Genomic DNA, 21,478 nt, shown 5'->3' with positions numbered 1-21,478 from the left:
CCACTGCCCCGTGTGCACGTGTCGTCGTCCTGCTCGCCGCTGCGCTCATGTGCGCCGCCTGCGTGCCTGACGCACCCACCATCGACTCCGCCGTCGAGAGGCCGCCGGGCGCCGATCCCGTCGCGACCGCGGTTGCAGACGCCCCAGCGGCGACCGCATTGACCGGCCCGACGTACGACGCGCCCTGCGTGCCGCACGAAGCGAACGCGGAAGCGCGCATTGCGGAGTTTACGGAACTGCCGCCGCGTACTCATGCATTTGCGACTCGCGAAGACATCCGGGCTTGTGTAACGTTCCGCTCGCAGGACGAGGGCGGCCGACGCAGCGCGGTCTTCAGCAACTACCGGCCCGGCGTCCGCTTTGTCGGCACCAACAGCGACGCCACCGCCACGCACCTGTGCAGTTTGCGTTTTGACGCCGCGGGCGCCGTCGAACCCGGGTCCACCGTCGCCGCGTACCTGAAGTGCGAGACGCCGGTCGAGATCGAGGATGGTGAGACATTCGTGCTGGTCGAGGGGGGGCGCGAAGTCGGCGGCGGTACGGTGGTACTGCCGTCCGCCTGAGGTTGCGGCGCGTTCTTCAGCTGGAGGGCGGTCCGCAACTGTCACAGCCGCCGCAGGAACTGGCCGCAACCGGCGCCGGTGCAACGCGTCTTCCCAACGCGTGCATCCACGCCGGCCTGCCCGCGCGCAACAGCGCCAACGCGAGCGCAATGCGCAGGCGACGCGCCGCATTCGGGGCCAGCTTCTTCAGCACCACCCACGCACTGAACAGCACGGCCAGGGCGACGACGATGTATTGCAGAAGCAGTCCGGCGGTCATCGTCGGCGTGCTCAACCCGCGCCCAGCGCGCGCGCGACTTGATAGACCAGCAGCGATGCGAGGTACGCCAGCGCGAACAGGTAGCCGGCATTGAGCGCCATCAGCTTCCACGAGCCGGTTTCGCGCTTGATCGTCGCCCAGGTCGACAGGCACTGCGGCGCGTAGATGAACCACACGAGCAGCGACAGACCGGTCGCGAGCGACCAGCCGTCGGTGATGATCGGCGTGAGTGCCTGCGCCGCGGCGGCGTCATCGGTTGCAGAGAGCGCATAGACCGTTGCCAGCGACGCGACCGCCACCTCGCGCGCGGCCAGCCCTGGGATCAGCGCGATGCAGATCTGCCAGTTGAACCCCAGCGGCGCGAACAGCACCGCGAGCGCATGGCCGATGCGGCCGCCGAAGCTGTATTCGATCGCGGCCCCGGTCGCTCCGTCCGGCGGTGCCGGGAAGGACAGCAGGAACCACAGCAATACCGTCAGCGCGAGGATGATGCCGCCCACGCGCTTGAGGAAGATCATCGCGCGCTCCTTGAGTCCGATCGCGAGATCGCGCGGGTGCGGGAGGCGATAAGAGGGCAACTCGAGCATCAGCGCGTGTTCGCGCGTGTCGCGCCGCCATTTCTTCATTGTGTAGGACACCGCGAGCGCGCTTAGGATGCCGGCCAGATACAGCGCGAACAGCACCAGCCCCTGCAGGTTAAGCACGCCCCAGACCTGGCGCTGCGGGATGAAGGCGCCGATCAGCAACGCATAGACAGGCAGCCGCGCCGAGCACGTCATCAGCGGCGCCACCATGATCGTCGCCAGGCGGTCGCGTGGATCCTGGATCGAACGCGTCGCCATGATCCCGGGGATCGCACAGGCGAAGCTCGACAGCAGCGGAATGAAGGACCGCCCGGACAGTCCCGCGCCTTTCATGACGCGGTCGAGCAGGAAGGCCGCGCGCGGCAGATAGCCGGACTCCTCGAGCGCGAGGATGAAGAGAAATAGGATCAGGATCTGCGGCAGGAACACGATCACCCCGCCGAGGCCGGCGATGATGCCGTCGGCGAGCAGGCTGGTCAGCGGGCCTTCCGGGAACGTCGTCGACACCCAGGCGCCGAGCGCGGAAGAACCGGCGTCGATCAGGTCCATCAGCGGCGCGGCCCAGGCATACACGGCCTGGAAGATCAGGAACATGATCGTCGCCAGCGCCAGCAGCCCGAACACCGGATGCAGCAGCCAGCGGTCGAGGGCATCGTCGATGCGCGCGGTGCGACGCGGCATGGTCACGGCTGCGGCCAGCAGCGCACGCGTCTCCGCATGCAGATCGTCGTCTTCAGCCGCGGGCGGCGGCTGCGGATCTCGGGTCACGTCGGCCAAGCGCGCCAGCAGCGCCCGCGCGCCGTCGCGGCGGATCGCGACGGTCTCGACCACCGGGATGCCCAGCTTGGCCTCCAGCACCGCGCGGTCGATGACGATGCCGCGCTGTTGCGCGGCGTCGGCCATGTTCAGGGCGACGACCATCGGCACGCCGAGCGTGCGCAGCTCCAGCACAAAGCGCAGATGCAGACGCAGGTTGGTCGCATCGACCACGCACACCAGCACGTCCGGGGCGGGCTCGCCGGGATAGAAACCGCGGCACAGATCGCGGGTGATCGCCTCGTCCAGGCTGGCCGGCTGCAGGCTGTAGGTCCCGGGCAGATCGAGCAAGGCCCAGGCCTGTCCGTCCGGTCCATGCATGCGGCCTTCCTTGCGCTCGACGGTCACGCCGGCGTAGTTGGCGACCTTCTGGCGGCTGCCGGTCAGCAGGTTGAACAGCGCGGTCTTGCCAGCATTGGGGCTGCCGACCAGCGCGAAACGCGGTGCCGCAATCGTGGCGCTCATGCCGCAGGCGTCACGCGGACGTGCACGCGGGCGGCTTCGCTGCGGCGAAGCGCGAAGCGCGTGTAGCCGACCTGCACCAGCAGCGGATCGCCCCCGAACGGCCCGGCCGCGACCACCTCGACCGGCTCGCCTGGCACGAATCCGAGCTCGGCAAGACGACGCGCGATGGGATCGATTGCAGTCACGCTCTCGATGTCTTCGACGAGGGCGGGCGTGCGGCGCGGCAGCTGGCAGAGGTTCACGGTGGCGCTCTGTTATCGAGAATGGTTCGCAATTCTACGCCCGGTCGCGCCGCGTAGAAGACGCCGATGCAGCGTCGTTGCGGATCCAGTCCGTTTCGGTGTCGAGATGCCGGCGGCAAAGCGCATGTGCGGAGTCAGGTAGTACCGATGCGCGACAGGAGAGAAAATCAGGGACAGGGTTTCCGCGCTGTCACGCTGCGAAACCGGCCCGAAGGGCGAGCGCCGTAGGCGTGCGTCAAACCGTCGTCGCCGGACGCGATCCTCCGCGATTAGCGGTGGAGATCCCCTGCGCGTCTCGGCCAACAGGGCACAGTGGGACCTTCACGGCCCCGCAGCACGAACCCGCTCCGCTCAAACATGGGCTGCTGCTGCAGCCCCGCCCTGCCGATGCTCGGCTCGCTTTACGGCTCGATGAGACAAGAGCGAAAGCGACAAGCCGAAGCCCAGCCCACGCTTCGAAGACCACTGGGCCACCCATGGCCGATCGCCCACAGATCGCCCGTTCTCCTTGCACGACATGGACCACGACGCCTTCCTGCCGGACACCACGATCATCCCGACCGGACCGGCGAGAGCCTGGACGCACCCGCGCGACGGCGCTACAACAGATCTCATCTCTCCCGCATCCGGAGTGGCACTGGCACCGCGCGCATGACGCACCCATCGGACACGGGGAACACCGGACTGCTGGAACGCCAGGCCCATGCGCTGGCCTTGCCCGATGCGCTGTCGCTGGCCGCAGACGACCGTAATCTGCCCGCCGATGTCCGCGCCCTGCTCTCCCGCGCGCGCGATGCGCTGGCGGCGACGCGCGCCGAGGCCGACGCCGCCGGTCTGCGTTACCACGCACTCTTCGACGCCGTCCCCGACCCGGTCAGCATCCTCGATGCGGAGGGCATCGTGCTCGACCTCAACCGCGCCGGCGAGCAGGCCTATGGCCGGCCGCGCGCGGACATCGTGGGCCAACCGATCGAAGTGTTGAATCCGGACCTGCCGCGCGACCATCTCGCGCCGGTCTGGGATGCGGTGCATCGCGGACGCACCTACGTCATCGAAGTCACCAACATGCGCGGCGACGGCTCGCGCTTCCCGGTCGAGGTGCATACCGCAGGTTTCGAACACGACGGCCAGCCCTGCCTCGTCGCGGTGGCGCGCGATCTGAGCGAACGCCGTGAGGCGGAGGTGCGCTATCGCGAGCTGATGGATGTCATGGACCGCGGCATCGCGATCCACGATGTCGCCGGCAGGTTCGTCTACGGCAATCCGGCGGCGCTGCGCCTGCTGGGCATCCGCCAGGGCACCTCGCTCGGCGACACGTCCAACCTCGGCGAATGGCTCGCGATCGCTCCCGACGGCAACGAGATGCCCTGGGCCGAACTGCCGCCGGTGCGGGCGCTGCGCGACGGCCGCATCGTCGAAAGCACGCTGGTCGGCCTCTACCACCGCATGCGCCGCGAGCTGTACTGGCTGACGGTCACCGCCGTGCCGCAGTACCCGCCGGGCGGTGACCGGCCCCACCAGGTGCTGTCGCTGTTCTCGGACGTCAGTGCACTCAAGCGCGACAGCGCAATGTTCGATCGCGTGCAGGCCCTGGCCCATATCGGCGGCTGGGAGCTCGACTGCGGCACCGATCGGCTCTATCTGACGGCGGAAGCCGTACACATTCTCGACCCTACGCAACCGCCGACGACGATGGAGGCGCTGATCGGCCTGCTGCTGTTGCCAGACCGCACCCGGCTGCGCGATGCGCTCGGCGCAGCGATGGTCGACGCCGCCGGCTTCGACATCGAACTGCAGGGCATGCGCAGCGACGGCGGCACGTTCTGGGTGCGCGCGATCGGCGGGCCGCGCCAGGGCGATCCGGCGACCTCACGCTTGACCGGCACGCTGCAGGACATCGCCCGCGACAAGCACGACGAGGCGATCCTGCGGGCGCAGGCGCGTACCGATCCGCTGACCGGCCTGCTCAACCGCGACGCGATCCTGTGCGAACTCGACGCGCGCATGGCCGATCCCGCGCGCGCCGGCGTGGCCGTGCTCTACATCGATCTCGACCGCTTCAAGTTCGTCAACGACGCGCTCGGCCATGCCGCGGGCGACGAACTGCTGATCGCCGCCGCGCACCGCATTGGGCAGGCCGTCGGCAGCTCGGGCAGCATCGCCCGGTTCGGTGGCGACGAGTTTCTGGTGGTCTGCGACGCCGGGGCCGGCGCCAGTCACGCAGAGCGCGTGGCCAGTGCGATTCTCGATGCATTCGGTGACGGCTTCCGCTTCGACACCGAGGAGTTCTCGATCACCGCGAGCATCGGCATCGCGCGCGCGCCCGATGACGGCGACCGGCCGCAGACGCTGATCCAGAATGCGGATGCGGCGATGTACGAAAGCAAGCGGCGCATCCGCAACGGCTGGCAGCTGTTCACCCCGGCGCTGGCGCAGACCCAGCAGGACCGGTTGCGGGTGGAGACGCATCTGCGGCGCGCGATCGACAACGACGAGTTCCACCTCGTCTACCAACCACAGGTCGACCTGCGCAGCCGGCGCGTGATCGCTGCCGAGGCCCTGATCCGCTGGCGCAACCGGCAGCTCGGCGAAATGCGGCCGGACCACTTCATCGACCATGCGGAAAGCACCGGCGACATCGTCCGCATCGGCGCCTGGGTGCTGCGCGAAGCCTGCCGGCAGACGGCGGCGTGGCGCGACGCCGGCCTGGGCGTGGTGCGCGTGGCAGTGAATGTGTCCTACCGGCAGTTCCTCGGCGACGAACTCGCCGCGCATGTCCATGACGTGCTGGCGGAATTCGCCCTGCCGGGCAGCGCGCTGGAACTGGAATTCACCGAGCGCGTGTTGATCGAGGACGCGCCCGACACGCTGCGCACCTTCGCCGCGCTGCGCGACATGGGCGTGCAGCTGAGCATCGACGATTTCGGCGAGGGTTACAGCGGCCTGAACTATCTGCGCCGGTTGCCGATCCACGGGCTCAAGCTCAGCCAGCTGTTCGTCGGTGGCGTGCCGGGTGATCGTTCCGATGTCGCCGTGTGCCAGGCGGTGGCGGGCATCGCGCGCAGTCTCGGTCTGGGGCTCGTGGCCGAAGGCATCGAGTCGGAAGCGCAACGCCGGTTCCTGCTCGATCTCGGCGTCACGGTCGGTCAGGGCTTCCTGTTCGCGCCGGGACTGTCGCCCGACGAGTTCTCCCGGCGTCTGCATGGCGGACCCGGCCCACCCGCCTGAACACGCCTATCGGAGCTGGCCTGATCGGCGTATGCGGCCGGCCGGTTAAACTAAGGGTTTTCCGTCCAAGGATCCGCACATGACGCCCGATTCCGTCCGCGCCCTCATCACCGGTGGCGTCTCCGGCCTCGGCCTCGCCGTGGCCCGCCACCTCGTCGCCGGCGGCGGCAAGGTCGTGCTGTTCGACGTCAACGACGATAAGGGCGCCGACGCGGTCGCCGCGCTCGGCGACACCAATGCGCGCTACCTGCGCACCGATGTGACCGACGAAGCCGGCGTGGTCGCGAACGTCGACGCCGCGCGCGATTTCCTCGGTGGGCTCAACGTCGCCGTGAACTGCGCCGGCATCCTCGGCGCCGGCCGCGTGCTGGGCCGCGAGGCACCGATGCCGCTGGACACCTTCAGCCGCACCGTCATGGTGAACCTGGTCGGCAGCTTCAACGTGGCCAAGGCCGCGGCCGCCGTCATGCAGCGCAACGATGCGGGCGAAGACGGCGAGCGCGGCGTGATCGTCAACACGGCATCGGTCGCGGCGTACGAAGGCCAGATCGGTCAGGCGGCGTATTCGGCGTCCAAGGGCGGCGTGGTCGCCATGACCCTGCCGATGGCGCGCGAGCTCGCGCGGTTCGGCATCCGCGTCAACACGATCGCGCCGGGCATCTTCTGGACGCCGATGGTGGACGGCATGCCTGACGACGTGCAGCAGTCGCTGTCGGCCTCGATCCCGTTCCCGTCGCGTCTGGGACGTCCCGAGGAATTCGCCGACCTCGTCGCCTACATCGTCGGCAGTCGCTACCTCAACGGCGAGACCATCCGCCTCGACGGCGCGGTGCGGCTGGCGCCGAAGTAAGCGATGGGCTTGTTCGCTGCCACCGAGTATCCCGCGCGCCGGGCACTGCCCCTTCCCCCGCATGGCGGGGGAAGGTTGGGATGGGGGCGAACGTTCCGGTCGCGGGAACGACTTTCGCGGTCATCCGCAGGCTGTCGCGAGCCCAAGGTTTGCCCCCACCCAACCCTCCCCCGCCCCGCAGGGGAGGGCTTCAATACCGCGCGCGTAACGGGTCTCCTTGCGGCTTTGATGGCCTGCCTGCTGACCTCCCTGCCCGCTGCAGCGCAGACCTCCGTATCGGCCCGTGTTGCCGCCACGCTTGAAGCCGCCGGCTACACCGCGGTTCCGATGACCCGCCACGGCGATGCCCATCTGACCGTGGCGGCCCGTATGAACGACGTGGCCGGCACCTTCATCATCGATACCGGTGCAGGCCGCACCGTGATCGACCGCGCGGCACAATCGCGCTTCGACCAGGGCCGGGCGACGCGCGATGGAGGCCGGGCGACCGGCGCCGGCGGCACCGGCATGGCGATCAGCGCCCTGCCCGGCAACCGCCTGCGCATCGGCGGCTACCGCGACGACGCGTTCACCGTGCACTTCCTCGCGCTCGACCACGTCAACGCGGCGTTCTCGCAACGCGGCGAAGCGCCGGTCGATGGCGTGATCGGCGCCGACATCCTCGAACGCGGCGGCGCCGTGATCGACTATCCGAACCTGCGGCTCTATCTCCGCAACTCAGCTGCCGCGGACGCGGCGGCGTCCTCTCCATCCAGCAGCGAACAACGATGAAAGCCTACGACGTCAAGAAAGGAAACGTGATTGAACACAACGGCACCGTCTACCAGGTGCGTGATATCGAGCGCAGCGCGCCGCAGGGTCGAGGCGGCGGACTCAAGATGCGTTTCACGCTGTACAGCGTGCCGGGCGGCAACAAGTTCGACCTCAACATCGGCGGCGACGACGATCTGAAGGAAGTCGAACTGCAGCGCCGGCAAGCGACGTTCTCGTACAAGGACGGCGAGGCGTTCGTGTTCATGGATGACGAGGATTACACGCCCTATACGCTCGACGCCGACGTCGTGGGCGACGCCAGCGGCTATATCACCGATGCGTTGTCGGGCTGCTATGTGCAGATCATCGACGAACAGCCGGTCGGATTGCAGCTGCCGCCAAGCGTGGTGCTGGAAGTGATCGAGACGCCGCCCGAACTGAAGGGCGGGACCGCGACCAAACGCCCGAAACCGGCAAGGCTCAACACCGGCATCGAAATCCAGGTCCCGGAATACATCAGCAACGGCGAGCGGATCCTGGTCAGCACCAGTACCGGCGAATTTGGCGGTCGCGCGGACTGAGCGACACGGGACCGGCGTCCGCCACCCATCCCGCATGTGCAATAGGTGATGTAGGAGCGCGCTTGCGCGCGATGGGTTTTCCCGGGAGCGCCCATCGCGCGCAAGCGCGCTCCTACACGTCCACGCGCCCAAAGATGGCACCGCGACCGAACACGCGAAGCACGCGACCCTCAATACCGGCATCGAGATCCAGGTGTCCGAATACATCACCAACGACGAGCGCGTGTGGGTCGATACGACCACCGGTGAGTTCGGCGGTCGCGCGGACTGAATGCATCGCAGGACGGACGCATCCCCTGCCCGTCCCTCGTGCAATTGTTTTTGTAGGAGCGCGCTTGCGCGCGATGGGCTTTCCCGGTCAAGCCCCATCGCGCGCAAGCGCGCTCCTACAGGTTCGTGCACGCTCAGTCGAGTTGCAGGCCGCCTGCTTTGCGATGCAACTCGCGCAAGCGCGTGCCCAGGGTGTCCACGTTGCGATCCAGCGCTGCCACCCGCGCCCGCACCTCGGGTGGCAGCGCCATGCGTGCCTCGTCTTCCAATTGCCCACGCAGTCCGCGCAGGCCCAGCGCCCGCGCTTCCACATCCTCCTGCAACGCAGCGCGTTCGTCGGCCTGCGGCAATCCGTAGCCATCCGGCAGCAACTGCGCCGGTCGACTGAGTGCATCACCGGCCGCCAGCAACGCACGCAGGGTTGCGACAGCTGGCGCGGCGTCAACGGCGTACCGTGGATCGAGCAACTGCCGCTTGAGCACATCGCGCAATCGCAATTCTTCCCGTCGCCGCGCCGCATGTTCCAGCACCAGCAGCGCCGCGCCGTCGCGCAGTTGCGCAGACGCGAGCCAGGGCGCGCGCATATCCGGCGTCAGATCCAGCCAGGCGTCGACCCGCGCGACTGGCAACGGCTGCGCTGCGCGCGCGACGTCTAACAAAGCCTGGTACTCCGCGTCGGCGGACGGAAAGTAATAGCCGCCGCGTACCGTGTCCTCGCGATCGAGTACCGTCGGATCCGCATCGCCACTGCGTACGAGTTTCCGCAACAACCCGGTCGGCGTGATGCTGCGCAACCGCGCGTCGGCCAGGCGCGGCACGCCGGTCTGCAGCAGCTTCCAGGTCTCGACCGCGCAGTTGTTGCCCACGAAGTAGTAGCGACCGTCGTAGCTCCAATGCAGGTTCGCGGCCTGCGTCAGCAGCGAGGTGATCTCGCCGGTCGACAGCTGCAGCGGGATCGACTGCAGGCCGCGCAGTTCGATCCGCGTGTATTCGTCGATCACCTGATCGAGCGGCAGCACGAACAGCCGCGAGGGATAGCGCCCGGTCAGCCCGCGCAGGCTGGAGATCTGCACATCATCGACGAAGGCGCGGAACGACAGCACGCGGTGATGCGCGAGATCGAGGCGGCAATCCGGTCCGGGCGCACGACCGGGCGCGCAGATCACCAGCCGCAGCATGCTGTGGCCCCAGCGGCTCATCGGCCGTGCATTGCCTTCGGCCAGCAGGTAATCGATGGCGTACACGCGCGCCGGATCCAGCGCGAGCAGTGGCGCGGCATCGGCACCCGGCTCGGCTTCCACGAATGGAAGATCCGGCGCGCAGGGCGCGTGCGGCGGGGCCCAGTCGAAGTGCGCCGCGAAGTAGGCATGCAGCGCCGGCCGGCGGCAGGCGTACTCGGCGTCGAGCAGGAAATGCTCGAGATTGACCGCGACGAACTCGGCCGGCGACGCCCGCTCGTAGGCATCGGGGCTGCGGTCGTGCATCGCGTTGCCGCGCACACGCATGCCGAAGCGCAGCGGGCGTTGCGGCCAGCCGGCGAGATCGCGCAGGCGTGGATCGCGCGACAGACCGCCATGCGGCGAACGGTCGTAGCGATGCGCTAACTCGTGCAGCAGCGCGACGTGCAGGGGCTGCGCCGACGCGTCGTCGGCCAGCAAGGTGCGACGCAGGCGTAGATGCGCGCCGAACGTCCGGCCATGCACGTCGTCGGGCAGATCGTCACGCCAGTCGACGACGACATCGAGTCCCGCCGCATCCCGCCACCTCGGCGGCAGGCGCACCAATGCAGCGGAGATCGCCGCGCCGGCGCGCGCAGATTCGGCAGGCGCCAGCGGCGTACCCGCAACCTGCTGCGTGATCGACCAGCCGGCCGCCGATGCGGCCGGCGCCAGCAGCATGACAACAAGAAACAGGGCGGCGCGCAGATGCAAGCGCGCCAGCCGGATCAACGCGCCAGGATCGCCTGGGCGAGTGCGAGGTCCGACGCGTCGCGCGCGGCGCTCTGGGTCTCGCGCAGATGGCGCAGCGCCGCTTCCAGGCGTGCACCGCGGATGCGACCGTCGCTGGCAACGAAACCGGCGGCGTCCTCGCGTGCCTGCAGCACCACCTTGTCATTGCCGGACGTGCTACCCGACGAGGCCGACGACCCACCGGACGCGGCGCCCGCACTGGTGCCGGCAAAGCTACCTGCAAAGGCCGACGCGGACAGACCGGTCAACAGAAGGACGAGCGCGGTACGAACCATCATGCGGGGGACCTCGGGGACGGGAGCGACAGCCGACACTCTAGCGTCGGCGTATTGCATGGGGCTGAACCGGGCGCTCAATCGAATAGCTTGCCGGGGTTGAGAATACCGGCCGGATCCAGCGCCTGCCGGATGCCGCGCATGACCGCGATCTCCGCCGGGCTGCGCGTCGATTCCAGATACGGCTTCTTGACCAGACCGATGCCGTGTTCGGCCGAGATGCTGCCGCCGTGCTCGGCCAGCGTCGCCGCCAGCAGCTTGGTCACCCGCTCGCACTCGACGACGAAATTGGCGTTGTCCATGTCGGCCGGCTTGAGCACGTTGATATGCAGGTTGCCATCGCCGATGTGGCCGAACCAGACCACCTCGAACTGCGGATACTCGGCCGTGAGCAGCGCCTGGGTGCGGGCGAGGAAGCCCGGCATCGCCGAGATCCGCACCGACACGTCGTTCTTGTAGGGCACATGCGGCGCGAGGCTTTCGGTAATGCCCTCGCGCAGGCGCCACAGCGCCGCGGCCTGGGTGTCGCCGTGGCTGATCACGCCGTCCTCGACCCAGCCCTGCTCCATGCAGTACTCGAATGCCGACAGCACCTGCACCTCGCCGGCCTCGCCCTCGCAGGCGAACTCGGCGACGACGTAATACGGATACACCGCCTCAAACGGCGGCTGCGCACCGTGCGCGACGACGTGGTGCAGCGCGCGATCGGTAAAGAACTCGAACGCCTCCAGCGGCAGGCGCGCACGCAGCGCCTGGAAGACTTCCATCAGCACCTCGAACGACGGCAGCGCGAGCAGCATGACCCGCGTCTCCGGTGGCGGCGCGGCCAGGCGCAGCGTCGCCTCGACGATGATGCCGAGCGTGCCTTCCGATGCCACCACCAGATGCCGCAGGTCGTAGCCGCTGGAGTTCTTGACCAGACCACGATTGAGATCGAGCAGCTCGCCGGTCGCGGTGACCAGCTTGACCCCGGCCACCCACTCGCGCGTATTGCCGTAGCGCACCACACGGATGCCGCCGGCATTGGTCGCGATGTTGCCGCCGATCGAGCATGAGCCACGCGCGGCGAAATCCACCGGGTACTGCAGATCGTGAGACCGCGCCGCCTCCTGCACCGCTTCCAGCGCGATGCCGGCCTCGACGGTCAGCAGGCGATCGGCGGGCTCGAAACCGAGCACCTTGTTCATGCGCTGCAGGCTCAGCACCAGCTCGCCGTTCGCGGCGACGGCGCCGCCGGACAGGCCGGTCCGACCGCCCGATGGCACCACGGCCACGTTTTCCGCATGCGCCCAGCGCATCGTCGCCTGCACCTCGTCGATGCTGGCCGGCAGCGCGATCGCCAGCGGCGCCGGGGTCCAGCGCCGGGTCCAGTCGACGCCGTAATGCGCGAGGTCCGCAGGCTCAGTCAGCAACCGCAGTGTCGGCACGGCGGCCTGGAGGCTGGAGATGCGGGAGTCGGACATCGTCGGGCGCCGGAGCAAACGGGCCGCCAGCGTGCCAGCGCGTCCCGGGTGCGTCCAGCGCTGCGGCGCAACACGCCCGGCCCGATTCTGGCACCATGGCCCGCGCTGTCCCCCACGCGCGAACCCATTAGATGAAGACCTCGTTTCCCCGGCAGGACATCCGCGTCCTGCTGCTCGAAGGCGTCAGCCAGAGCGCTGTCGATACCTTTCATGCCGCCGGCTATTCGCAGGTCGAGGTCTACCCCAAGTCGCTGCCTGAAGACCAGCTGCGGGCGAAGATCGCCGACGCGCACATCATCGGCATCCGCTCGCGCACGCATCTGAGCGCCGAAGTCCTGGCCGACGCGCGCCGGCTGATGGCGATCGGCTGTTTCTGCATCGGCACCAACCAGGTCGATGTCGAGGCGGCGGAGCTGGCCGGCATTCCGGTGTTCAACGCGCCCTACTCCAACACGCGCTCGGTGGCCGAACTCGTCGTCGCCGAGGCGATCATGCTGCTGCGCGGAATTCCGCAGAAGAACGCCGAATGTCACCGCGGCGGCTGGAGCAAATCGGCGCTCGGCAGCCACGAGGCACGCGGCAAGACGCTGGGCATCGTGGGCTACGGCCATATCGGCACCCAGGTCGGCGTGCTCGCCGAATCGCTCGGCATGCAGGTGCTCTTCCACGACATCGAAGCCAAGCTCTCGCTCGGCAACGCGCGCAGCGCGACCAGCCTCGACGATCTGCTCGCGCGCAGCGACGTGGTGACCCTGCACGTGCCAGAGACGCCGTCGACGAAGCTGATGTTCGGCGCCCCCGAAATCAATGCGATGAAGCCGGGCGCGCATCTGATCAACGCCTCGCGCGGCACCGTGGTCGACATCGACGCGCTCGATGCCGCGCTGCGCAGCGGCCAGGTCGGCGGCGCCGCGATCGACGTGTTCCCGGTCGAGCCCAAGGGCAACGACGACGCGTTCGAATCACCGTTGCTGGGCCATGACAACGTGCTGCTGACCCCGCATGTCGGCGGCAGCACGCTGGAAGCGCAGGACAACATCGGCATCGAGGTCGCGGCCAAGCTGGTGCGCTACAGCGACAACGGCAGCACGTTGTCGGCGGTCAACTTTCCCGAAGTCACCTTGCCCGAGCACATCGGCAGCCATCGGCTGCTGCATCTGCACCGCAACGTGCCCGGCGTGCTGTCGAAGGTCAACGAGGTGTTCTCGCGCGAGGCGATCAACATCGACGGCCAGTACCTGCGTACCACCGCCAACGTGGGCTACGTGGTCATCGATGTCGCCGCGACCGAGGAACAGGCCGCGCACCTGCGCAGCGAACTGTCGAAGATCGAGGGCACCTTGCGTACGCGCGTCCTCTATTGAGGCCGCGCCGCCGTCGGCCTCAGTAGTTCGCCCACAGGCCGGGCGTGGCGAGTTCAAGCACGTGCCCGTCCGGATCCTCGAAGTAGAGGCTGCGTCCGCCGGCAGGCCACGACATCTCGCCGCGTAGCGGTACGCCGTGCGCTTCGAGACGCGCTTTCCAGCCGTCGTAGGCGTCGGCGCTGATCCGCAACGCCATGTGCAGCGGCCCTGCCCCGTCGTGGCCGGGCACGGTGCCGCGTTCTCCGGTGACGTCCGCCTGCGACGCGCCGCGCGCGAACACGAGCAGCACGCTGCTGGCCCCGGCATCGAATGCGGTGAGGCGATCCGTACGCAGCATCACCGGCAGACCGAGCACGTCTGCGAAAAAGTGCACCGCGCGTGGCATGTCTTCGACATACAGGGCGGTCTCGAGCACGCCGCCGATCGGCGGCACAGAATACTGGGAAGGCGTCATCATCTGCGCATGGTGTGCGCTTTGCACCGCGGCCGCAAAGGGCAGGCATCCGCGCGTGTGTTCGTGGCGCCGTGTGCGCGGTACAGCAGGATCAGGGATGCCGGTCCCGCACCTCGATCCATCGCTGCGCCATGCGCCGCAGGGAGGCGTCGTGCGCCTCGCCCTCCGCGACTTCGGCGATCGGACGCCACGCCAACGCGAGCGACTCCTCACTGATGGCGAAGCTCTCGTCGGCGCCCGCGCGCACGAGATAACGCACGTCGTAATGCCAGTGCCCGGGCACACCCTTGTGCTCGGGAATCCAGTGGCGGTCGATATCGAAGATGTCCGGTTGCACGGTCACGTCGACCAGTCCGGTTTCCTCTTCTGTCTCACGCAGCGCCACGCGCGCGAGATCGCGGTCGCCGTCGGCGTGTCCGCCCGGTTGCAGCCACATGCCCAGCTTGCGGTGATGGGTCAGCAGCGTGCGCATGCCGTCACCGCTGACGACCAGCGCCGAGGCCGTGAAGTGGCCGGTCAGCCGCGCACGCTCGAACGGGTCTTCGGCATCGTCGAGCAGATCGATGAATTCACTGGCAAGCGATTGCTGGATCGGATGCCGCACGCCGAAATCGGCGAAAGCGTCCGCCAGTGTCTGCACTGCGATGGACACAGCGGCTGGGCGTTCGGAATCAGGCGCGGACGGGTGCGACATCGATGAATTTGCTGCAGCGCGGCGTGACGGGAGGCGCAGCATCGGCGTTCCCGCGCGTGCACACAAGCGGCAGTTGCGTTGCTTGTGCCGGAACGCAGCGTTTGGCATGGTACGGCGATTGCCGCGTGGCCGCGGGGGGGATTCGACGGCGCGTCCGTCAATCTTCGCGGACCGCACCGAACGACCAACCGGGGACACCGATGTTCAAGAACCTGATGATTACCAAGCCGATCGCGGCGCAACCGCATGTCGATGCGGGCGAGCCGGTCGAAGGCAGCCTCAGCGGCGAAGTCGGCTTCAAGCGGACGCTCACCGCCAAGCATCTGGTGATGCTGGGGCTCGGCGCGGTCATCGGCGCAGGCATCTTCGTCATCACCGGTACCGCGGCGGCCAATCACGCCGGTCCGGCGATCATGCTGAGCTTCGTCATCGCCGGTTTCGCCTGCGCGATGGCCGGTCTGTGCTACGCGGAATTCGCGGCGATGATCCCGGCCTCGGGCAGTGCCTACAGCTACACCTACGCGACCCTCGGCGAAGCGCTGGCCTGGTTCGTCGGCTGGAGTCTGGTGCTCGAATACCTGTTCGCGGCATCGACGGTCGCAGTCGGCTGGTCGGGCTACACGGTGAGCTTCCTCGACAGTCTCGGCGTGCATCTGCCTGCCGCACTGACCCAGGCGCCGATCAACTTCTGCACGCATGAAGCGGCGCTGGCCGGCGCATGCGAGTTCGGCAAGTTCGTCACCACTGGTGCGCTGTTCAACCTGCCTGCAGTGCTGATCATCGGCGCGGTCGGCGTGCTGTGCTACGTGGGTATCACCCAGTCGGCGACCGCGAACGCGATCATCGTCTCGATCAAGGTGCTGGTGATCCTGTTGCTGCTGGGCTTCGGCGCGCAGTACGTCGATACCCAGAACTGGCTGCCGTTCGTGCCGGAAAACCAGGGCGGCGACCGCTTCGGCTGGGAAGGCGTGCTGCGCGGCGCGTCGATCGTGTTCTTCGCCTACATCGGTTTCGATGCGGTCTCCACCGCGGCGCAGGAGGTCAAGAATCCGCAGCGCGACATGCCGATCGGCATCCTCGGCTCGCTGTTCCTGTGCACGCTGATCTATATCGCGGTGTCCGCGGTGCTGACCGGCATGGTGCCCTACACCGTGCTCGGCACGGCCAAGCCGGTCGCGACTGCGCTCGAGGCGTATCCCAGCCTGTTGTGGCTCAAGACACTGGTCGAGATCGGCGCGATTGCCGGTCTGACGACGGTGATCCTGGTGATGCTGATGGGCCAGCCACGCATCTTCTTCTCGATGGCGCAGGACGGCCTGCTGCCGCGCTTCTTCGGCGCGATCCACAAGCGCTACCGCACGCCCCACAAGGGCACCGTGCTGGTGGCCTTCGTCGCGGCGATCATGGCGGCGTTCCTGCCGATCCAGCTGCTCGGCGATGTGGTGTCGATGGGCACCCTGGTCGCGTTCGCCACCGTGTGCCTGGGCGTGATGGTCCTGCGCCGCACCCAGCCGAACCTGCATCGCCCGTTCCGCGTGCCGGCCGTGTTCCTGGTCGGCACCCTCGGCGTGCTGGCCTGCCTGGGCCTGGTCGCGACGATGCCGCTGCTGAACTGGATGGTGCTGCTGGTGTGGACGATCATCGGCTTCACCATCTACTTCCTCTACGGCTACAAGCACAGCCGCCTCCGGCAGCAGCTGCCGCCGCGCTGATCCGATCCAACCGCACGGCCCGCCTACCGCGGGCCGTGTGTCCTTGAGCCTCACGACCAGCGGCCGCTCGCGCCGCCTCCACGCGGATCGCACGATGTCCACGACTGCCACGGCCAAGAAGATCGGTCCGGTACTGGCGACCTTCATGGTCGCCAACAACATGATCGGCTCGGGTTTCTTCCTGCTGCCGGCAACGCTCGCGCGCTCCGGCGCGGTCACCGTCTTTTCCTGGCTGATCGGCACCCTGCTCGCGGTCGCGCTGGGCGGCGCGTTCGCCCGCCTCGCGCGCCAGTACCCGGATCTCACCTCGCCCGACGACTACATCCGCCCGAGCCTCGGTCGAGACATGGGGTTTCTCGCCACAACGGCCTACTGGCTGTCGTCGTGGGTCGGCAACAACGCGATCGCGGTGGCGGCGGTCGGCTATCTGGTGATCCTGTTGCCGGTCGGCGACAGCGCCGGCGTCCAGCTCGCCGGCCAGGTGCTGCTGATCTGGTCGATGTTCGCGTTGAACCTGCTGGGCCCGCGCAACATCGCGCGCTTCCAGTCGTTCTGCGTGGTCTTCGGCCTGCTGCCGGTCGCGGCGATCCTGATCGCCGGCTGGGCGTACTTCGATCCCGACATCTACCGCGCCGGCTGGAACGTCAGCGGCGAGTCCGATGCGGCGGTGGCGATCGGCTCGCTGGCGACCGTGTTCTGGGCCTTCATCGGCCTGGAAACCGGCGCGATGGTCGCCGGCGTGGTGCGCAATCCCGAGCGCAACGTGCCGATCGCGACCCTCGGCGGCATCCTGCTCGCGGGCGTGGTCTACATGGTGTCCTCGGTGTTGATGATGGGCATCGTGCCGGTGGAACAACTGGCGAGTTCCAGTGCACCGTTCGCACTCGTCGCCGGGCAGATGTTCGGCGTCTGGGCGATCCCGGTCATCGCCGCAGCCGCCGCGCTCAAGGCCACCGGCACGCTGGGCGGCTGGATGCTGGTCACCGGCGAATCCGGCGCGCGGGCCGCACAGCGCGGCTTCCTGCCGGCGATCTTCGGTCGACTGCTGAAGAACGGCGCCGCCGGGCCGGGCCTGCTGATCGTCGTGATTTCGATGACGCTGATCGCTTTCACCACCGTGTCGGACACGGTGGGCAGCCAGTTCGAAACCATCATCAACATGGCGGTGACCTTGGTGGTGATGGCCTACGCCGCTGCAGGCCTGAGCCTGCTGCTGGGCAACCGCGCGCATCCGGCCGGTCGACGCGAGCGGCTGCTCGGCATGGGCGCGCTGATCGCCTGCGGCCTGCTGGTCTGGTCGACGCCGATCGACACGTTGATGGGCGCGGCGATCATCGCGCTGCTGGCACTGGCCGCGTTCCGCGGTTTTTCCAGGCGTCGCCACGACGCAATGCCGCGATGAGTCGCGACGAGGCGTACTGGTTTCCCGCGAAGACGCTCGGTTACGGCTGGGGCCTGCCGCGGCGCTGGCAGGGCTGGGTGGTCCTGGCCGTGTACCTCGGCGCGATCGCGATCATTGCGTGGCGGTTTCCGCCGTCGGTGCACCCCGCCGCTTTCGGTCTTTGCATACTCGTCGCGACCGCGCTGCTGATTGCGGTTTGCGCCCTGAAGGGCGAGCCGCCGCGCTGGCGCTGGACACGCTGACGCAGGCGGCGGCACGTTAGAATCCGCGCCATGTCCGATACGACCGCACCCTACGACGTCCACCGCCTGCGCGAACTCGCTGGCGAGTTGATCGTCAACATCCGCGAACTCGCCCAGTCTGGCTGGACGCCCGCCACCAGCAGCAACTTCTCGCGCCGTCTCGATGATCGCCATGCCGCGATCACCGTATCGGGCCGCGACAAGGGCAAGCTGAAGGAAGACGACATCATGGTCGTCGACTTCGACGGTGCGGCCGTCGGCAGTGACCATCGCCCTTCGGCCGAGACGCTGCTGCACACGCAGCTCTATCGCCGGTTTCCGGACATCGGCTGCATCCTGCACACGCATTCGCCGACCCAGACCATCGCCTCGCGCCTGTTCGCCGCCGAGGGCCATGTGCGCCTGGAAGGCTACGAACTGCTCAAGGCCTTCGGCGGCAACCGCACGCACGAGATGGCGGTCGACGTGCCGGTACTGCCCAACAGCCAGGACATGCAGGTGCTGTCGGCGCAGGTCGAAGCGCTGCTCGACGCCGGCCCCATGTGGGGCTATCTGATCGACGGCCACGGCCTGTACGCCTGGGGCCGCGACATGGCCGAGGCGCGCCGCCACCTGGAAGCCTTCGAGTTCCTGCTGCACTGCGAACTCGAACTGCGTCGCCTGCGCGCCGGGCACTGACCCCATCGCAGCGTCACCAGCGGTGGAACGATGGTGTTCCGCCGCGGTCAACGTGTCAGCAGCGCGGCTTTGCTAGGCTGATGGCCCCGCACGCGCCGAGCCAGACCACCATGAGCCGCCTCCGCATTTTCGATGCCGCCGCCCCCGATGCGCCGCTGTTCGACAGCCGCGACGGCGACGCGATCGCCCGCGAACTGCAGGCGATCGGCGTCACCTTCGAACGTTGGCAGGCCGCCCAGCCGGTTGCCGCGGGTGCCTCGCAGGACGAGGTCATCGCTGCCTACAAGGCCGATATCGACCGCATCAGCGCCGAGCGCGGCTTCAAGTCCGTCGACGTGATCAGCATCGCGCCCGACAACCCGAAGCGCGACGAGCTGCGCGCCAAGTTCCTCGACGAACACTTCCACAAGGAAGACGAAGTGCGTTTCTTCGTCGACGGCTCGGGCCTGTTCACCCTGCACGTCGAGGGCAAGGTCTACGAGATCGAATGCGTCAAGGACGACCTGATCGGCGTGCCCGACGGCGTGACCCACTGGTTCGACATGGGCAGCGAACCGCGCTTCGTGGCGATCCGCTTCTTCGAGCAGCCCGACGGCTGGATCGGCCACTTCACCGGCTCCGACATCGCGCAGAAGTTTCCTCGGTACGAGCCGGGTTCGCGTTGAGGCTGCGTCCGGAAATCTGAGGGCCGAGCGATTTGGCGGACGGGTGCTGCGGACTCCCAGCGCTTCCGCCTGCGCGGGAATGACGAATTCAAAGAGAGTCGCGCGGAGCCAGCTGAGCGCACCATTCCGACGCTCGCCAACCGGGGGCGTCTCGACACCCGACGCCTTACACTTCAACGCCCGCAACCACCGGCTGAAGCACGGATGATCCTGACCGACATCGAAGGCACCACCAGCAGCATCTCGTTCGTCAAGGACGTGCTGTTTCCGTACGCGCACCGCGCCCTGCCCGGCTTCGTCGCCGCGCATCGTGACGATCCTGAAGTGCGCCGCTGGCTCGACGTGGTCGCGACCGAACACGGCGCGATCTGCGATGACGCGGTGATCGTCGAGACGCTGCAGGGCTGGATCGACGCCGACCGCAAGCACACCGCGCTCAAGGCGCTGCAGGGCATGATCTGGTCGGCCGGTTACCGGGACGCCGATTTCACCGCGCACATCTATCCCGATGCCGCCGACGCGCTGCGCCGCTGGCATGCGGCCGGTGAGGCGCTGGCGGTGTATTCGTCCGGTTCTGTGCCGGCGCAGAAACTCTTCTTCGGCCACAGCGATGCGGGCGACCTGACCGGTCTGGTCTCGAACTGGTTCGACACCGAAGTCGGCGGCAAGCGTGAGGCCGAGAGCTACGCGCGCATCGCCGACGCACTGGATGCCGCGCCGGCCGAAATCCTGTTCCTGTCGGACGTGGTCGAGGAACTCGATGCCGCACGCGACGCCGGCATGCGCACCGTGCTGGTCGACCGGCTCGGCGACTACCCGCAGCCGCGCGACGCAACGACCGCGAACGGTCACACGCGCGTGACCGCGTTCGACCAGATCGACGCGATCCGCTGACATGCGGCCGGCGTCCGATCGGTCGACGCTGCACCGCTGGCACGCGACGGCGCTGCTGTGCCTGCTGGTCTGCGCGCCGCTGCAGGCGGCCGAATCGCTGGCCACACGCGATCATGCGCTGATCGATGCTGCGGTCGCCGCGATGCCGAACGGCACCGGCGATGCGCCGGCGCTGTACGTCGTCGGCGTTGCAGGCGATGCCGGCGAAGACGTCTTCCGCAACGAGGTGCGTTTTCTCACCGATCGGGTTGCGCCGCGCCTCGGCGCAGGCACGCGGGCACTCGCGCTGGTCAACAACATCGACAGTCTTAAAGGCGCCGGCACCCCACTCGCCACCCCGGCAAACCTGCGCCACACGCTGTCGGCGGTCGGGGCGCACATGGACCGCGAACGCGACGTGCTGCTGCTTTACCTGACGATGCACGGCTCGCCCGATCACGCCCTCGGCCTGGTCTTGCCAGACGACAGCGAAGACACGATCACGCCCGATGCACTGCGCGCGGCGCTCGACGACTCGGGCATCGTCCACCGCGTCATCGTGATCTCGGCCTGCTACTCGGGTGGCTTCGTGCCCGCGCTCAAGACGCCTGACACGCTGGTGTTGACCGCCGCACGTCCCGACCGGCCTTCGTTCGGCTGCGGCAGCGAATCGACGATCACCTTCTTCGGCCACGCCTGGCTGCTCGACGGGCTCAACGCCGATCGCGATTTCGCGAATGCCTATCGCCTCGCGGCACGCGCGATCAAGCAGCGCGAACGCAAGCTCGGCTACGCGCGCTCGGCCCCGCAGATCGCCGCGGGTGCACGCATCGGGCAGACGCTGGCGCGCTGGGAGGCGACGCTGCCTTCCTCGCCTGCGCCCGCGGTGTATCCGTACCCGATCACGCCCTGATCGCGCGGCGACACCAAAACGCTTTTTGTAGGAGCGCGCTCGCGCGCGATCGGGTCTTCCCCCTGAAAACCCATCGCGCGCCCCGCCGGCGGCGGCCAACCCGGCCCCCCCGGCGTCAAAATGACTCGCAGCGGGGCGGGTGGGGGGGAACGCGCGCGGGCC

21 protein-coding genes and 1 pseudogene are annotated in these 21,478 nt (G+C 68.2%); 14 read left to right on the top strand and 8 right to left on the bottom strand.

Going from position 1 to position 21,478, the window contains the following annotated elements; translation table 11 throughout:
- Positions 1-158: 158 nt before the first annotated feature.
- On the top strand, positions 159-563 hold the full coding sequence (locus J2X52_RS17270) for a hypothetical protein (protein ID WP_310156338.1): 405 nt from the start codon (positions 159-161) through the stop codon (positions 561-563).
- Between the two features lie 16 nt (positions 564-579).
- Here the strand turns inward: J2X52_RS17270 and J2X52_RS17265 are convergent, their stop codons facing one another.
- Genes J2X52_RS17265 through J2X52_RS17255 form a run of 3 tightly spaced genes read right to left on the bottom strand, consistent with a single transcriptional unit; the run spans position 580 to position 2,929 of the window.
- Entirely contained in the window at positions 580-822 is a 243-nt protein-coding gene (locus tag J2X52_RS17265) for a DUF6587 family protein (protein ID WP_310156336.1), read from the bottom strand.
- Positions 823-833: 11 nt separating this feature from the next.
- Complete coding sequence (locus J2X52_RS17260) at positions 834-2,687, bottom strand: ferrous iron transporter B (RefSeq protein ID WP_310156333.1); 1,854 nt, start codon at positions 2,685-2,687, stop codon at positions 834-836.
- The gene (locus J2X52_RS17255) at positions 2,684-2,929 is read right to left on the bottom strand and encodes a FeoA family protein (RefSeq protein WP_310156329.1); all 246 of its coding nucleotides are present in this window, start codon (positions 2,927-2,929) and stop codon (positions 2,684-2,686) included. Before J2X52_RS17255 ends, J2X52_RS17260 begins: the two co-directional genes overlap by 4 nt.
- Positions 2,930-3,580: 651 nt before the next feature.
- On the opposite strand from J2X52_RS17255, the gene J2X52_RS17250 reads away from it, so the two are divergent.
- From J2X52_RS17250 to J2X52_RS17230, 5 genes and pseudogenes are all read left to right on the top strand, one after another.
- The gene (locus J2X52_RS17250; RefSeq protein ID WP_310156327.1) at positions 3,581-6,157 is read left to right on the top strand and encodes an EAL domain-containing protein; all 2,577 of its coding nucleotides are present in this window, start codon (positions 3,581-3,583) and stop codon (positions 6,155-6,157) included.
- A 79-nt stretch (positions 6,158-6,236) separates the two neighbouring features.
- The gene (locus J2X52_RS17245) at positions 6,237-7,007 is read left to right on the top strand and encodes an SDR family oxidoreductase (RefSeq protein ID WP_310156325.1); all 771 of its coding nucleotides are present in this window, start codon (positions 6,237-6,239) and stop codon (positions 7,005-7,007) included.
- Between the two features lie 228 nt (positions 7,008-7,235).
- Positions 7,236-7,778 (top strand): aspartyl protease family protein, encoded by a 543-nt coding sequence (locus J2X52_RS17240; RefSeq protein ID WP_310156323.1) that lies wholly within the window; start codon positions 7,236-7,238, stop codon positions 7,776-7,778.
- On the top strand, positions 7,775-8,341 hold the full coding sequence (yeiP, locus tag J2X52_RS17235; protein ID WP_310156320.1) for an elongation factor P-like protein YeiP: 567 nt from the start codon (positions 7,775-7,777) through the stop codon (positions 8,339-8,341). The genes J2X52_RS17240 and yeiP overlap by 4 nt, the downstream gene beginning before the upstream one ends.
- 130 nt (positions 8,342-8,471) lie before the next feature.
- Positions 8,472-8,612 (top strand): annotated as a pseudogene (locus J2X52_RS17230) (elongation factor P-like protein YeiP); the annotation flags it as partial.
- 133 nt (positions 8,613-8,745) lie between these two features.
- On the opposite strand, the gene J2X52_RS17225 reads toward J2X52_RS17230, so the two are convergent.
- From J2X52_RS17225 to J2X52_RS17215, 3 genes are all read right to left on the bottom strand, one after another.
- Positions 8,746-10,509: a DUF4105 domain-containing protein gene (locus tag J2X52_RS17225; protein ID WP_310156318.1), complete on the bottom strand. Its 1,764-nt coding sequence runs from the start codon at positions 10,507-10,509 to the stop codon at positions 8,746-8,748.
- 47 nt (positions 10,510-10,556) lie between these two features.
- Positions 10,557-10,856 (bottom strand): DUF2388 domain-containing protein, encoded by a 300-nt coding sequence (locus J2X52_RS17220; RefSeq protein WP_310156377.1) that lies wholly within the window; start codon positions 10,854-10,856, stop codon positions 10,557-10,559.
- 77 nt (positions 10,857-10,933) lie between these two features.
- Positions 10,934-12,319, bottom strand: coding sequence for an FAD-binding oxidoreductase (locus J2X52_RS17215; protein WP_310156315.1), 1,386 nt, complete (start codon positions 12,317-12,319; stop codon positions 10,934-10,936).
- A gap of 131 nt (positions 12,320-12,450) precedes the next feature.
- On the opposite strand from J2X52_RS17215, the gene serA reads away from it, so the two are divergent.
- Complete coding sequence (gene serA, locus J2X52_RS17210) at positions 12,451-13,683, top strand: phosphoglycerate dehydrogenase (protein WP_310156312.1); 1,233 nt, start codon at positions 12,451-12,453, stop codon at positions 13,681-13,683.
- Between the two features lie 19 nt (positions 13,684-13,702).
- On the opposite strand, the gene J2X52_RS17205 is transcribed toward serA, so the two are convergent.
- Together J2X52_RS17205 and J2X52_RS17200 are read right to left on the bottom strand one after the other, a co-directional pair.
- Positions 13,703-14,137 carry a VOC family protein gene (locus J2X52_RS17205; protein ID WP_310156310.1) on the bottom strand — a complete coding sequence of 145 codons (435 nt, stop codon included), beginning with the start codon at positions 14,135-14,137 and terminating at the stop codon, positions 13,703-13,705.
- 91 nt (positions 14,138-14,228) lie between these two features.
- Entirely contained in the window at positions 14,229-14,777 is a 549-nt protein-coding gene (locus J2X52_RS17200) for an NUDIX hydrolase (protein WP_310156374.1), read from the bottom strand.
- A gap of 254 nt (positions 14,778-15,031) precedes the next feature.
- Between J2X52_RS17200 and J2X52_RS17195 the strand changes: the two genes are divergently transcribed.
- The 7 genes from J2X52_RS17195 (at position 15,032) to J2X52_RS17165 (ending at position 21,316) form a co-directional block, all read left to right on the top strand.
- Positions 15,032-16,543, top strand: coding sequence for an amino acid permease (locus J2X52_RS17195; RefSeq protein ID WP_310156307.1), 1,512 nt, complete (start codon positions 15,032-15,034; stop codon positions 16,541-16,543).
- Between the two features lie 94 nt (positions 16,544-16,637).
- On the top strand, positions 16,638-17,945 hold the full coding sequence (locus J2X52_RS17190; RefSeq protein ID WP_310156305.1) for an amino acid permease: 1,308 nt from the start codon (positions 16,638-16,640) through the stop codon (positions 17,943-17,945).
- Positions 17,942-18,187 carry a hypothetical protein gene (locus J2X52_RS17185; RefSeq protein WP_310156302.1) on the top strand — a complete coding sequence of 82 codons (246 nt, stop codon included), beginning with the start codon at positions 17,942-17,944 and terminating at the stop codon, positions 18,185-18,187. The genes J2X52_RS17190 and J2X52_RS17185 overlap by 4 nt, the downstream gene beginning before the upstream one ends.
- Before the next feature lie 30 nt (positions 18,188-18,217).
- Positions 18,218-18,865, top strand: coding sequence for a methylthioribulose 1-phosphate dehydratase (locus J2X52_RS17180; protein WP_310156299.1), 648 nt, complete (start codon positions 18,218-18,220; stop codon positions 18,863-18,865).
- A gap of 110 nt (positions 18,866-18,975) precedes the next feature.
- On the top strand, positions 18,976-19,530 hold the full coding sequence (locus tag J2X52_RS17175) for an acireductone dioxygenase (RefSeq protein ID WP_310156297.1): 555 nt from the start codon (positions 18,976-18,978) through the stop codon (positions 19,528-19,530).
- A 204-nt stretch (positions 19,531-19,734) separates the two neighbouring features.
- The gene (gene mtnC / locus J2X52_RS17170; RefSeq protein WP_310156295.1) at positions 19,735-20,424 is read left to right on the top strand and encodes an acireductone synthase; all 690 of its coding nucleotides are present in this window, start codon (positions 19,735-19,737) and stop codon (positions 20,422-20,424) included.
- Position 20,425: 1 nt separating this feature from the next.
- A complete protein-coding gene (locus tag J2X52_RS17165) occupies positions 20,426-21,316 on the top strand; it encodes a C13 family peptidase (RefSeq protein WP_310156292.1) in 891 nt (296 codons plus the stop codon).
- Positions 21,317-21,478: the final 162 nt, after the last annotated feature.

The organism is Luteimonas sp. 3794 (genome assembly GCF_031456825.1).
Classification (GTDB): domain Bacteria; phylum Pseudomonadota; class Gammaproteobacteria; order Xanthomonadales; family Xanthomonadaceae; genus Luteimonas.
Note: the sequence above shows the minus strand (reverse complement) of the source record. Positions and strands in the feature narration are given on the sequence as shown.

Coding starts and splice junctions, on each gene's coding strand:
- J2X52_RS17265 (WP_310156336.1), bottom strand. CDS start 822: ATGACCGCCGGACTGCTTCTGCAATACATCGTCGTCGCCCTGGCCGTG.
- J2X52_RS17260 (WP_310156333.1), bottom strand. CDS start 2,687: ATGAGCGCCACGATTGCGGCACCGCGTTTCGCGCTGGTCGGCAGCCCC.
- J2X52_RS17250 (WP_310156327.1), top strand. CDS start 3,581: ATGACGCACCCATCGGACACGGGGAACACCGGACTGCTGGAACGCCAG.
- J2X52_RS17245 (WP_310156325.1), top strand. CDS start 6,237: ATGACGCCCGATTCCGTCCGCGCCCTCATCACCGGTGGCGTCTCCGGC.
- J2X52_RS17240 (WP_310156323.1), top strand. CDS start 7,236: ATGGCCTGCCTGCTGACCTCCCTGCCCGCTGCAGCGCAGACCTCCGTA.
- yeiP (WP_310156320.1), top strand. CDS start 7,775: ATGAAAGCCTACGACGTCAAGAAAGGAAACGTGATTGAACACAACGGC.
- J2X52_RS17225 (WP_310156318.1), bottom strand. CDS start 10,509: ATGCTGCTGGCGCCGGCCGCATCGGCGGCCGGCTGGTCGATCACGCAG.
- J2X52_RS17220 (WP_310156377.1), bottom strand. CDS start 10,856: ATGGTTCGTACCGCGCTCGTCCTTCTGTTGACCGGTCTGTCCGCGTCG.
- J2X52_RS17215 (WP_310156315.1), bottom strand. CDS start 12,319: ATGTCCGACTCCCGCATCTCCAGCCTCCAGGCCGCCGTGCCGACACTG.
- serA (WP_310156312.1), top strand. CDS start 12,451: ATGAAGACCTCGTTTCCCCGGCAGGACATCCGCGTCCTGCTGCTCGAA.
- J2X52_RS17205 (WP_310156310.1), bottom strand. CDS start 14,137: ATGACGCCTTCCCAGTATTCTGTGCCGCCGATCGGCGGCGTGCTCGAG.
- J2X52_RS17195 (WP_310156307.1), top strand. CDS start 15,032: ATGTTCAAGAACCTGATGATTACCAAGCCGATCGCGGCGCAACCGCAT.
- J2X52_RS17190 (WP_310156305.1), top strand. CDS start 16,638: ATGTCCACGACTGCCACGGCCAAGAAGATCGGTCCGGTACTGGCGACC.
- J2X52_RS17185 (WP_310156302.1), top strand. CDS start 17,942: ATGAGTCGCGACGAGGCGTACTGGTTTCCCGCGAAGACGCTCGGTTAC.
- J2X52_RS17180 (WP_310156299.1), top strand. CDS start 18,218: ATGTCCGATACGACCGCACCCTACGACGTCCACCGCCTGCGCGAACTC.
- J2X52_RS17175 (WP_310156297.1), top strand. CDS start 18,976: ATGAGCCGCCTCCGCATTTTCGATGCCGCCGCCCCCGATGCGCCGCTG.
- mtnC (WP_310156295.1), top strand. CDS start 19,735: ATGATCCTGACCGACATCGAAGGCACCACCAGCAGCATCTCGTTCGTC.
- J2X52_RS17165 (WP_310156292.1), top strand. CDS start 20,426: ATGCGGCCGGCGTCCGATCGGTCGACGCTGCACCGCTGGCACGCGACG.